Genomic DNA, 10520 nt, shown 5'->3' with positions numbered 1-10520 from the left:
AATTACTGGTCGCATTCAGACTCGTAACTACGACAATCAGCAAGGCCAGCGTGTCTATGTCACAGAAGTCGTAGCGGATGGTTTCCAACTTTTAGAGAGTCGTGCAACTCGCGAAGGTCAGTCTTCAGCTGGCTCATCCAATCAAGCAACGAATTTTTCCCGTGATGAAAGTCCTTTTGGAAATTCAAACCCAATGGACATCTCAGACGATGATTTACCGTTTTAAGGAGGAAATGTGAAATACGAGTTATTCAATGATCATTTTGAAAACGCTAAGCGATATAACATACCAAGAGCACAGCTAATCATAGCCGATATTCCTTACAATCTAGGTAATAATGCCTATGCCTCTGACCCTAGATGGTACAAAGATGGAGATAATGCCAACGGAGAAAGCCAGTTAGCAGGTAAATCATTCTTTGACACAGATAATGATTTCAAAATCAATAATTTTTTTGATTTTTGTAGTCGGTTATTGAAGAAAGAACCCAAGGAAAAGGGCAAAGCACCAGCTATGATCGTTTTTCACGCATGGCAGCAGAGAGACATGGTTATTGAATGTGGCAAAAAGCATGGATTTAATAACGCCTATCCGCTATATTTTACCAAGAAAAGCAGTCCGCAAGTGTTGAAGGCTAATATGAAAATTGTCGGAGCAGTTGAAGAAGCAACGGTATTGTATCGTGACAAGCTCCCTAAATTTAACAACAGCGGAGCTATGATACTCAATCATGCCCCGTGGGAAAAAGATAGCTCTTACCCCGTTATCCACCCCACGCAAAAGCCTATACCGGTCTTGAAACGATTGATTGAAATCTTTACTGATCCAGAAGATGTAGTAATTGACCCTGTCGCTGGTAGCGGCGCAACTTTGAGGGCCGCAATCGAGATGGGCAGGTCTGCCTATGGCTTTGAAATCAAGAAAGATTTTTACAAGAAAGCACAGGAGGAAATGCTAGCCACCTTTCAAACCAGCTTGTTCTGATGATGTTAGTTATTATCAAACAACAATATATGATTTTTTGGAAGGAAAATGAAGAAAAAACACAGAAAACTAGAAAGGGTACTATATGACTAAACTGATAGGCTTCGGTCGTTGCCTTGGAAAAACGACAATGGCTATTTTAGAGAGTCATGCGACTGGCAATAGGATTTTAGTTGCTAATCAAAAAATGGCAGAAAACACCTTTAAGATGGCGCAGGAATTGGGCTATGCGATACCTTATCCAATTTGTGTTAATGATTTGGTTCGTACTCCTCATGCGTACTCAAGTGATGAGCATCTCATAATTGATAATGTTGAAATGGTTTTGAGGGAGATGCTTCACAACAAGATTGATACAATCACCTTTGACAATCGTGCGATTGACCCTGAAGACCGCTATCTCGAAGAAATCAGTACCTTAAAGCAAGAAGTAGATGCTTGCTACAAGGAGAAGACTGAACTTTATCAGGATATACATGATAAGGCTGAGCACATTGAGCGGATCAAGCGCAGCAATATCGAGCTCACGCAAGCTCTCTCAGATACTATCTATACTGATATGCGAGCTAAAGCACGATATAGACAGCAGGGGCGCAAATGGCGAGCGAGGTAGGAAGGTGAATACAAAATGAAATTAAAATACAGGGACTTACATATTATCAAGCATGCTTTGCAGCACTACATCTGTCGAGATAATCCTCAAGAAGGAGATTTGCTGCAGGAGGAAAATTTATTAAACAAAGTCAAGGAAGAAATCAACTGGTTTAAAGAAAATATCATCAAATCAGGAGGAGATTATGGCACAACGGAGGATGTTTAGCAAAAAAATAACGGATACGGACAAATTTTTGGAAATGCCCTTGTCAACTCAGGCACTGTATTTTCACTTAAATATGGGTGCTGATGATGATGGATTTGTTGACCGCCCCAAAACAATCCAGCGGACTGTTGGCGCAAGTGATGATGATTTAAAACTTCTACTGGCTAAAAATTTTATCATTTCTTCTGACAGTGGGATTGTGGTTATCAAAGACTGGCGCATCCACAATTACATTCGCAAGGACACCTATCAACCAACAATTTACCAAGCAGAAAAGCTGGCTCTTGAGTCTCAGATGGCTCAACTTCCGAAGCCGTCCACGAGCCGTCCACGAAAAGTTGACGCAGGTAAGGATAGGATAGGTGAGGATAGGATAGGTAAGGATAGGGAAGATAAGGATAATATACTATCTCCTTCTGAGGTTAATATTCTACAATTATTCCAAGACGAATTTAGGCGAATGCTGTCAGGCTTTGAAATCGAAGAAATCAATCATCTGGCAGCAGAATACAATCAAGAATTAGTGATTGAAGCTTTGAAACTAGCAATCCAAAACGGGAAACCTAACATTAAATATATATCTGGCATCTTGCGAAATTGGGAAAATGCGAATGTAACCACGGTCGAGCAAGCTAGAAATATAAGCAAGGGATCAAAGAAGCAACGACAAAAGAAGGAGGCTGAGGACGAATGGGGATTTTAGAAATGATTGCTGCGTTTGAGCACCTATACTACCCTTTATCAGACCAGATGAAAGAGCTTTTGCAAAAAGCGAGCTTGGAAGTAGTCAGTCAAAAGCTAGCGGACATGGCTAGCTGGTATGCTGCCGGGGGAGTCTTAACATGGTAGTCAATCCTTTTGCTGCTCTGCTGGCTCTGCAAGCAGAAAATACATCAGAAATCTGCGAGAAGCACAATATCCCGAAAATCAGAATCTTTAGGACCGGAAATATCGTCTGCTCTGCTTGTGAGAGCGAGAAAATTGAAGCTGAAAACCAAAAGCTTGTTGATGACTTTGCAGCCGCGGACAAGGAAAACAAGCGACAGTTTTATCTAAATAAGTTTTCCTTGTTTGACGAGATGCTGGCCAATGCTACATTGGATAATTATGACGCACCGACCAATGCAGAAGCTCAGAAACTTTCTGCAGCAGAGGGATTCTGCTCAGAGTGGGTCGATGGGAAGCGAAATAATATCATTTTCGTTGGCAATCCTGGCACTGGCAAAAGTCATCTGGCTTTTGGAGTCATCAAACGTGCGTCTGAAATGACTAAAGAATTTGCCATTTTCATGAATGTGGCTGACTTGTTCAGCATTTTGAAGAAAGATTTCTCGCAAGAATTTTATATCCTTGAGCAGATTTCTAAAGCCAAATTTTTAGTTTTGGATGATTTGGGAATGGAAAATAATACAGAATGGACCTATCGCGTCCTGTATTCGATTCTCAACAATCGCTCAAATACCCTTGTCACAACAAATATGAGCGCGGATAAAATCGAAGAGCGGTACGGTAGACCTTTCCTCGACCGAATCATGAAGGGCGTGGACAAAGAACATGTCCTGAAATTTGAGGATTTGAAGAGTAAGAGGAGGGTTTATTTTTAAGAATGTTTGTTTTAAAACAGGCAAATCGTAAGACAAAGCCTTATCTGATGACCGTGAGCTTTGACTCAACTGGAATCAAAGCTTCATTTTCGGAAGAAGATAAGGCCATGAGATTTGTCAGTCGTGGGGCCGCTGTGCAGGTCTCGCATGCGTTATTTAATGCTTATGGGCAGTTTTATCCAGTGGAAATGGATAGATAAGAAGAACTTTGAGGTAGAAAAATGAAATTTAAAAAATTGATTGCAATTGTATTTATGGCAATGACTTTGATTGGCTTGGCTGCTTGTCGAGAAAGCAAAAAAGTATCACACAACATCAGTCAAGAAGCAGATAATTTCAATGTTGTGCGGCGGGTGGCAGTAATCAACACTCGGACTGATAAGGTTGAATTTGAAGTGATTGGTCGTATTTCTGTTGAGACTGAAGCGAATGATGGCAAGCGCCTTGAAATTTTGGTTGAAACGGCAAAAGGGGTGTATAAGAAGCACATGGTAAATTTGACTGGTTGGAATATGTATGTCGTTGAGGATCTTGAGGGCGCAGAAGTCAACCAGTATAAATACGAGGTCAACTATATGCCAGAAAGTATTATTCCGTTTGAAATCACAAGTAAAAAGTAGGAGAAAATACATGAAGAAAAGAAATGCTGAAAATTTTAGTGAGAGTGCAGCTGGTTGTTTTGTTGGGTTGGCAGCAGGCATCACTCTGATATTTACCTCGGCTTGTATCGTGCAATATGGCTGGAATGAGATTGTGACTACAATTGTTTCAGTTGATAAGATTACTATCTGGCAGGCACTTGGTCTAGATGTACTCATGACTTTTATAACTGCTAACTCAAGAGATGATAATAGAACTTTCAAGGAAAAAGTGATTTCTGTTATTAGTTATCAAATCACTGTACTTGTGATTCTGCTCTTAGCTAGCTATTTTATAAAATGACAAAAATGAAAGGATATAAAAGTGCGTATAACAGAAACAGACCTAAATGCTCTGGATAACAAATTACTAAGATACTCTAGTATCAATCGTGAAATTGCTTTAAGGCGTGAAGAATTGATATTTCCTCACAAAGAGGGAATCAGCGTTGGCAGTAAGGGCAACACTGTATCTAGGACAACAGAGACAGCAGTCCTAAAACTTGATAGTGATGTCAAACTGAGAAACTTAATCTTGTTTAAGGACACGGTTGAAGCATTGCTTAAAGAGCTTGACGAAGAGCAAAAGAAGATTTTTTATCTACGCTGGATGAACGCAGCCTCTATCTTTTACTATACTTGGGAAGAAATCGGAGAGCAGTTACATTTTAGCAGAAAAACTATTTACAGAAAACGTAGAGTGATTTTGGAAAAATTTGCTCAGCTTCAATAAAAAAATTAAGATGACACAAAAAACGCTTTTTGTGTCACGAATTTGATGATATTATGATAGCATGCGAATTATGAATGATTCGCAAAGCTGAAATTTCATAGAATCTCCTCAGAAAGGGGCGCAGTGATGCGTTCCTTTTTGTTTGTAAAAAATAGAAAGGGGTGAGGTTATGTGGCAGTTGTAGAACCGATTAGAAATCGGGACGATGTTAGATTGATGATGGAGTGGTTAACGCTACATAGTGCGGTCAAAGAGTCGGATCGACAGCGTAACCTCATGCTGTTTCTGGCTGGTGTTAATCTTGGTTTTCGGATTGGAGATATTGTCAAGCTCAAGGTCAAGCATGTCAAAGGTTGGCACGTCCAGATTGTGGACGAAAAGACTGACAAACCAACGAAAAGAAAGATGCCAAAGAAATTTAAAGTCGCAATGCGAAAGTATATCGAGGACAAGAAAGATGAAGACTACCTTTTCCCGAGCAGGAACGGCAAACATCAGCACATCAAACCTAACACAGCTTATAAGATTATCAAGCGAGCCGCTGAAGAAGTTGGTCTAGAAAACATAGCGACTCATTCTATGAGAAAAACCTTTGGTTTGTTTATGTATGAGCAAACTAAGGATGTCGCTTTAATAATGGACCTACTCAACCACTCAAGCCAGAGTATATCACTACGATATATCGGTAAAAATCAAGACTCACAAGACAGAGCTATGACAAAATTTCAAGGCTTTTAATTTTTATTTGTTATCTAATTCATTATTTTAAGTAAACGATGAATTAAGAATGAGCATGTGAGATAAACGCTTGATAAATCTGGATTAAAACTCATACAGCGAATTCACTAGAATATGTAAAACAAGGAATTAGAACTATAAAAATAAAGGAGTTTACAAAGTTATGAAAAATATTCTCAAAAGATTATTTGCTAAAAGAAACATCAAGAAAAGACCAGTAGGAAATATTAGTCTTTTTGTTGAAGTAGAAAATATTTCAGAACTTAAAGAACTAACTCAGGAATGTTGTGAAGCAATTGAACACTTGAACAATTGCATTGATAAGCTAAACGAGTTTGAAATCAAAGCATCAACATCATCGGCTAATGATTGATGTGTCTACTCGCGAAGAACGCAGAGAGTTTTATAATTCCAGCGATTGGAAAAGACTTCGTAAGCAAGCGCTCGAACGAGATCATCACGAATGCGTTTGGTGTAGAGATGAAGGTCGAGTCACGATTGATAGTCTCGAGGTTGACCATATCAAGGAGCTTGAGTTCTATCCTGAGCTAGCTCTGGAACTTGACAATCTCAGGACTCTTTGCAAAGAATGTCACAATAAGCGACACGACCGTTTTCAATTTCGAAAATCTCAAAAAATGCAGGAGAAAAATTTTCGGTCGGATGAGTGGTGGGGAAATTAAAACACCCCCCGGTCAAAAAAATCGCAATAAAATCTCGTTTTGGGAACCGGTGGATGGGGTCAACTGTCCAAATTTTTAGCAAAATTTCAAAGGGGGTGGGGGGTAATGGAGGAATACTCAGAAAAAAATATAAAAGAATTAGAAAATCAGCTACTTTCTAAAATCGGTTATTTTAGCCCGAGGAAAAAAGATGCGGTGGCATACGAAAAAGTGAATCGTTATATTTATCTCGTCAGATTGCTGTACGAGTTGAAGGCTCGTCTCAACGAGGACGGTTTGGTTATCACGGTTCATAATGGCCAGCAAAGATTTCAAAAGGCGAACTCGCTCATCAAGGAAATCAATTCGACCAGCAATCAGCTTCTGGCTATTGAGCGGTCATTTGATTTTGATGTGGAAAATTCGCCGGTCGAGAAGAAACCTGCTGGAAGTGATTTACTATGATCTCTCATCCGTTAGTTAATGAATACATCGATATGGCTGAGCGTGGAGAAATTATTGTCAACCAAGAGAGAAAGTTGCTGTTTAAAATCATCAGGGAGAAGATTTATCCTCGGGATGATCTTTATTTTGATAATGACTTGATTGAGAAGTTCATTCGGTTTGCGGAAAAGAACTTTTTCCCTCTAGCTAAGTATCAGCTTTTCTTGACTCCGTTTATTTTTCTTTTTCGGAAGGAGGATGGAGAGCCTCAGTTTGATGAAATTCTGCTGACTTTGGCTCGCGGGGGCGGTAAGAATGGTTTTATGTCTGCAAGGGACGCTTTTTTTATCAGCCCTATCTATCCAATCAGAGATTATGACGTGACTATCACTGCTAACTCTGAGAAACAGGGTAAGGTTTCCTTTGAGGAAGTCTATGAGACGGTTCAGCGTCGTGGTCTTGAGGATCATTTTTATTTGACGAAGATGTCTATTACAGGTCGAGCGAATAACTCGGTCTTTTCTTTTCGGACGAATAACCCGAAGACCATGGACTCTGCTCGTGATGGCTGTCTTGAGTTTGACGAGATCCACCAGTTTGAAGACGATAAGGCCGTGAAGGTTCAACGGTCGGGTCTTGGTAAAATCGCTCATGCTCGGACTTTCTACAACGGGACGAATGGCTATGTCCGTGAGGGTTTCTACGACAAGCTGATAGAGAAATCTATGCAAATCCTGAATGGAGAGCTTGATGATTTTCGGCTATTCCCTTTTATCTGCAAGCTAGATAGTGCGGATGAAGTGGATGATATGAGGAACTGGTCAAAAGCCAATCCGATGTTGGATGAAAGTACTCCTTACGCTAAAAGGTTGCTTGCAAGAACCAAGGCTGATTATGATGACCTTGAGCTGGAGCCTTCTGGTCGTCAGGAATTTATGACAAAACGGATGAATCTACCTGAAGCAGACCTTGAAAAAGATGTGACGACTCGCGAGAAGTTGCTGGCTTGTCTGCGGTCACCGGGCATCGACTTAAAGGGTCGGTCTTGTGTGGCTGGGTTTGACTATGCTAGTATTCGAGATTTTGCAAGCGTTGGTTTGCTATTTAAACATGGTGATGATTTCATCTGGAAGCAACATTCATTCGCCCGCAAGGCGTTTTTAAAAGCTTTTAAGTTAAAGGCACCTATCGAAGAATGGGCGGACAAAGGGCTATTTACGATTGTGGATGGTCCGAGTATTGATCCTCGCTTACTGGTCGCAAAGCTGACTGAATGGAGTGAGATTTATAATATCGAGCTTGTCTGCGCAGATGGTTTTCGGATGGATTTGCTGAAACCGCTATTGGAAGAGGCTGGCTTTGAGCATGAGTTTCTGAGAAACCCCGGAGCGATTCAATCGAAAGTGGCTCCATTCATTGAGGATGGCTTCGCAAATGAGCGTTTTATCTTTGAAGACGACCACTCCATGCTCTGGTACACGGATAATACTTATGTCAAAGAGGATAAGGATGGCAATAAGCGTTTCTTGAAGAAAGAACCTGTCAGAAGAAAGACGGATGGTTTCCATGCCTTTATCGCTGCGCTCTATAAGCGGGAATTGGTACAAGAAACAAACGTTGGTGAGTTTCTTGATGTGATTAGCAATTGGGAATTTTAAAGAGGTGATAAAGATGAACAAACGAATTAAGAAGAAAAAGCGTCTTGAGCTGGAAGTTCAGAAACTCCAAACAGATTTTTGTGTGCTAAGTCGTGAAAATATTGATTTGGATAAAAGACTGGCAGAGTACAAGACTGAACTGAACACATTTCGTCAGGCGCAGAAACGGCACGAAACTATATGCGGTGTGAATGTGGAGGCGACAAATGAAAAATTTAGCAGTATCAGACAAGAGCTAGAGCAGCTAAAGAAGCCGTTTTGGAAACGGTAATCGTTTGGGTGGGTGGCTGGCAAAATAATTTAGAAAGGAGGGGAGATTGTGGGCTGGCTTGATATTTTTAAAGCTCGCAAAGAAATCATCACTGGCTTTGACTTTGATGATTTAGAGCGGATTTTTGGGAGCTTGTATCTCAAAAGCTTGGCCGTGGACAAATCGGCGGAGTTTGTGGCTCGTATCTTTGCGAAGTCTGAATTTCGCTACATGGTCCAAGGGAAACATGTGCATTCCAACTGGGACTATCTTTTGAATGTCCGACCAAATCGGAATGAGTCCGCTTCGGAGTTTTGGCAAAAGGTGATTTATCGCCTATTGACTAAAAATGAAGTGCTTATCATTTTGTCAGATGACGATCAGCTGCTAGTCGCGGATAGCTTTAGTCGGAAACGATATGCGGTCTATGATGATACGTTTGAAATGGTATCTGTGCGAGACTATACGTTTCAGCGTAAGTTTCCTATGAGCGATGTGATTTTCCTGCAGTACAACAACAACCGACTGCAAGAATACATCAGTGACTTATTTGCTGACTATGAAAAGCTACATAGTCGCTTGGTCGAGGCCTTGGGTCGTAACAATCAGATTCGGGGCATCCTCAACACTAAGACAAACGGCACCTTTAACGAGGAAAGACTTAAGCAGATGAAGGACTATGCTGATGGTCTTTTTAAGTCCTTTACTACAAAAACGGTGGCTATCGTCCCAGCTCAAAACGGGCTGGACTACAACGAATTGACAAACACGGTTGGCACATCGAACTTGTCTGTGGATGAGATAAAAAAACTCCGAAGGCAATTTGACGATGAGGTTGCTGACATACTGGGTATTCCTACGGCGCTATTGCATGGGGATATGGCCAATCTGGCCAACAGTCAGAAGATGTTTACGAGCTATTGTTTTGAATCGTTGGTAAAGAAAGTATCTGATGGACTCAATCATGCCATAGTCGGTCGTGACGGCTATTCTGGTCAGCGGTCATTTGCGATTGTCGGCGAAGGGCAGCGGGATAAGTTTGCTTTGGCTGAAAACATTGATAAGCTAATCTCCTCTGGTGCAATGCTAATCAATGAAGTTCGGGCAGAGCTAGGGCTCGAGGCTGTGCCTTGGGGCAACAAACCTGTCATGACGAAGAACTATCAGATTGGTGAGGAAATAGGGGAAGGAGGTGAGAGAGAAGATGAAGGTGATTCCAATTAAGGGAATGATTGTTTCGAATAATAACAAGTGGATCTACGAGCTATTTGAAAGAGAAGCAACAGCTCCAAAAGATATCGTATTGCCCGAAACTGGGGAAGATGTGGAAGTACATATCAACTCTGGCGGTGGAGATGTCTATGCTGGTAGCGAAATCTACACAGCCTTGCGTGCCTACTCTGGGCGTGTCACAGTGAAAATCGTTGGCATTGCAGCAAGTGCTGCTAGCGTCATCGCGATGGCTGGTGATACGGTAGAAATCAGCCCAACAGCTCAAATCATGATTCACAACGTGTCTTCTGGTGTTTATGGAGACCATAACGCTCTGGAGCATGAGGCAGCTGTGCTAAAAGGCTTTAACAAGTCTATTGCGAGTGCTTATGTCCATAAGACGGGAAAAGCTTTGCCTGAGCTGCTGGAACTGATGAATCAGACAACTTGGTTTGATGCAGAAGCAGCTGTTGAGAATGGTTTTGCGGATAAGGTGATGTTTGCGCAAGAGGTTGCTCCTATCCTAGTAGCGAGCGAAACTCCAATGATCCCGCAAGACTTTATCGAGCGCATGCAGGCCACTATGACTCCTGATATCGATAAAATCGCAGAGTTGGCAGCTAATAAGCTAGAAGCTCGACAAATTGAAAAAGAGGCTTTCGAAAATAGCGAATTTTTACAGAAGAAATTCAATCTTCCAGAAAGTCCAGAAAATAACACAGACACGGCTGTCCCAAAAGGGTTCGGTCGTTTTGCATTTTAAGAAAGGAAAATTT

Annotated in this window: 19 protein-coding genes; all 19 read left to right on the top strand. The window is 41.3% G+C overall.

The annotated features are described in order from the left end of the window. Window positions 1-226 (top strand): single-stranded DNA-binding protein (locus tag FXF62_RS10360; protein WP_149518671.1); only part of this gene is annotated, 226 nt, incomplete at its 5' end. Between the two features lie 9 nt (window positions 227-235). Next, complete coding sequence (locus FXF62_RS10355; RefSeq protein ID WP_149518670.1) at window positions 236-985, top strand: DNA-methyltransferase; 750 nt, start codon at window positions 236-238, stop codon at window positions 983-985. Window positions 986-1070: 85 nt separating this feature from the next. After that, window positions 1071-1598: a hypothetical protein gene (locus tag FXF62_RS10350; RefSeq protein ID WP_149518669.1), complete on the top strand. Its 528-nt coding sequence runs from the start codon at window positions 1071-1073 to the stop codon at window positions 1596-1598. Between the two features lie 15 nt (window positions 1599-1613). Then, window positions 1614-1805, top strand: a complete 192-nt coding sequence (locus FXF62_RS10345) for a hypothetical protein (RefSeq protein ID WP_148877972.1) — start codon at window positions 1614-1616, stop codon at window positions 1803-1805. After that, complete coding sequence (locus tag FXF62_RS10340) at window positions 1783-2508, top strand: DnaD domain-containing protein (RefSeq protein WP_149518668.1); 726 nt, start codon at window positions 1783-1785, stop codon at window positions 2506-2508. Before FXF62_RS10345 ends, FXF62_RS10340 begins: the two co-directional genes overlap by 23 nt. Beyond that, the gene (locus FXF62_RS10770) at window positions 2496-2654 is read left to right on the top strand and encodes a hypothetical protein (RefSeq protein WP_187423350.1); all 159 of its coding nucleotides are present in this window, start codon (window positions 2496-2498) and stop codon (window positions 2652-2654) included. The genes FXF62_RS10340 and FXF62_RS10770 overlap by 13 nt, the downstream gene beginning before the upstream one ends. Next, window positions 2648-3409, top strand: coding sequence for an ATP-binding protein (locus FXF62_RS10335; protein ID WP_149518667.1), 762 nt, complete (start codon window positions 2648-2650; stop codon window positions 3407-3409). The genes FXF62_RS10770 and FXF62_RS10335 overlap by 7 nt, the downstream gene beginning before the upstream one ends. Before the next feature lie 2 nt (window positions 3410-3411). After that, complete coding sequence (locus FXF62_RS10330) at window positions 3412-3609, top strand: hypothetical protein (RefSeq protein WP_149518666.1); 198 nt, start codon at window positions 3412-3414, stop codon at window positions 3607-3609. Between the two features lie 21 nt (window positions 3610-3630). Further along, window positions 3631-4029 (top strand): beta-sandwich lipoprotein, encoded by a 399-nt coding sequence (locus FXF62_RS10325; RefSeq protein WP_149518665.1) that lies wholly within the window; start codon window positions 3631-3633, stop codon window positions 4027-4029. A 10-nt stretch (window positions 4030-4039) separates the two neighbouring features. After that, complete coding sequence (locus tag FXF62_RS10320; protein WP_149518664.1) at window positions 4040-4351, top strand: hypothetical protein; 312 nt, start codon at window positions 4040-4042, stop codon at window positions 4349-4351. A 21-nt stretch (window positions 4352-4372) separates the two neighbouring features. Continuing rightward, on the top strand, window positions 4373-4780 hold the full coding sequence (locus FXF62_RS10315; protein WP_262881649.1) for a sigma factor-like helix-turn-helix DNA-binding protein: 408 nt from the start codon (window positions 4373-4375) through the stop codon (window positions 4778-4780). Window positions 4781-4951: 171 nt separating this feature from the next. After that, entirely contained in the window at window positions 4952-5518 is a 567-nt protein-coding gene (locus FXF62_RS10310; RefSeq protein ID WP_149518663.1) for a tyrosine-type recombinase/integrase, read from the top strand. A gap of 163 nt (window positions 5519-5681) precedes the next feature. Further along, window positions 5682-5891, top strand: a complete 210-nt coding sequence (locus FXF62_RS10305) for a hypothetical protein (protein WP_149518662.1) — start codon at window positions 5682-5684, stop codon at window positions 5889-5891. Next, a complete protein-coding gene (locus FXF62_RS10300) occupies window positions 5884-6201 on the top strand; it encodes an HNH endonuclease (RefSeq protein ID WP_149518673.1) in 318 nt (105 codons plus the stop codon). The genes FXF62_RS10305 and FXF62_RS10300 overlap by 8 nt, the downstream gene beginning before the upstream one ends. Window positions 6202-6306: 105 nt before the next feature. After that, window positions 6307-6645: a hypothetical protein gene (locus FXF62_RS10295; RefSeq protein WP_149518661.1), complete on the top strand. Its 339-nt coding sequence runs from the start codon at window positions 6307-6309 to the stop codon at window positions 6643-6645. After that, window positions 6642-8282, top strand: coding sequence for a terminase TerL endonuclease subunit (locus tag FXF62_RS10290; protein ID WP_149518660.1), 1641 nt, complete (start codon window positions 6642-6644; stop codon window positions 8280-8282). The genes FXF62_RS10295 and FXF62_RS10290 overlap by 4 nt, the downstream gene beginning before the upstream one ends. Window positions 8283-8295: 13 nt before the next feature. After that, entirely contained in the window at window positions 8296-8553 is a 258-nt protein-coding gene (locus FXF62_RS10285) for a hypothetical protein (protein WP_149518659.1), read from the top strand. Window positions 8554-8601: 48 nt separating this feature from the next. Further along, window positions 8602-9756, top strand: coding sequence for a phage portal protein (locus FXF62_RS10280; protein WP_149518658.1), 1155 nt, complete (start codon window positions 8602-8604; stop codon window positions 9754-9756). Beyond that, the gene (locus FXF62_RS10275) at window positions 9737-10507 is read left to right on the top strand and encodes a head maturation protease, ClpP-related (protein WP_149518657.1); all 771 of its coding nucleotides are present in this window, start codon (window positions 9737-9739) and stop codon (window positions 10505-10507) included. The genes FXF62_RS10280 and FXF62_RS10275 overlap by 20 nt, the downstream gene beginning before the upstream one ends. The last annotated feature ends 13 nt before the right edge of the window (window positions 10508-10520 follow it).

The organism is Streptococcus cristatus (assembly GCF_008369405.1).
In the GTDB taxonomy this organism is placed as follows: Bacteria; Bacillota; Bacilli; order Lactobacillales; family Streptococcaceae; genus Streptococcus; species Streptococcus cristatus_G.
This window is presented reverse-complemented; position numbering and strand designations above follow the sequence as displayed.

What these genes read in the sequence shown, in the direction of transcription:
- FXF62_RS10350 (WP_149518669.1), top strand. Translation starts at nt 1,071, where the DNA reads ATGACTAAACTGATAGGCTTCGGTCGTTGCCTTGGAAAAACGACAATG.
- FXF62_RS10345 (WP_148877972.1), top strand. Translation starts at nt 1,614, where the DNA reads ATGAAATTAAAATACAGGGACTTACATATTATCAAGCATGCTTTGCAG.
- FXF62_RS10340 (WP_149518668.1), top strand. Translation starts at nt 1,783, where the DNA reads ATGGCACAACGGAGGATGTTTAGCAAAAAAATAACGGATACGGACAAA.
- FXF62_RS10770 (WP_187423350.1), top strand. Translation starts at nt 2,496, where the DNA reads ATGGGGATTTTAGAAATGATTGCTGCGTTTGAGCACCTATACTACCCT.
- FXF62_RS10335 (WP_149518667.1), top strand. Translation starts at nt 2,648, where the DNA reads ATGGTAGTCAATCCTTTTGCTGCTCTGCTGGCTCTGCAAGCAGAAAAT.
- FXF62_RS10330 (WP_149518666.1), top strand. Translation starts at nt 3,412, where the DNA reads ATGTTTGTTTTAAAACAGGCAAATCGTAAGACAAAGCCTTATCTGATG.
- FXF62_RS10325 (WP_149518665.1), top strand. Translation starts at nt 3,631, where the DNA reads ATGAAATTTAAAAAATTGATTGCAATTGTATTTATGGCAATGACTTTG.
- FXF62_RS10320 (WP_149518664.1), top strand. Translation starts at nt 4,040, where the DNA reads ATGAAGAAAAGAAATGCTGAAAATTTTAGTGAGAGTGCAGCTGGTTGT.
- FXF62_RS10305 (WP_149518662.1), top strand. Translation starts at nt 5,682, where the DNA reads ATGAAAAATATTCTCAAAAGATTATTTGCTAAAAGAAACATCAAGAAA.
- FXF62_RS10300 (WP_149518673.1), top strand. Translation starts at nt 5,884, where the DNA reads ATGATTGATGTGTCTACTCGCGAAGAACGCAGAGAGTTTTATAATTCC.
- FXF62_RS10295 (WP_149518661.1), top strand. Translation starts at nt 6,307, where the DNA reads ATGGAGGAATACTCAGAAAAAAATATAAAAGAATTAGAAAATCAGCTA.
- FXF62_RS10290 (WP_149518660.1), top strand. Translation starts at nt 6,642, where the DNA reads ATGATCTCTCATCCGTTAGTTAATGAATACATCGATATGGCTGAGCGT.
- FXF62_RS10285 (WP_149518659.1), top strand. Translation starts at nt 8,296, where the DNA reads ATGAACAAACGAATTAAGAAGAAAAAGCGTCTTGAGCTGGAAGTTCAG.
- FXF62_RS10275 (WP_149518657.1), top strand. Translation starts at nt 9,737, where the DNA reads ATGAAGGTGATTCCAATTAAGGGAATGATTGTTTCGAATAATAACAAG.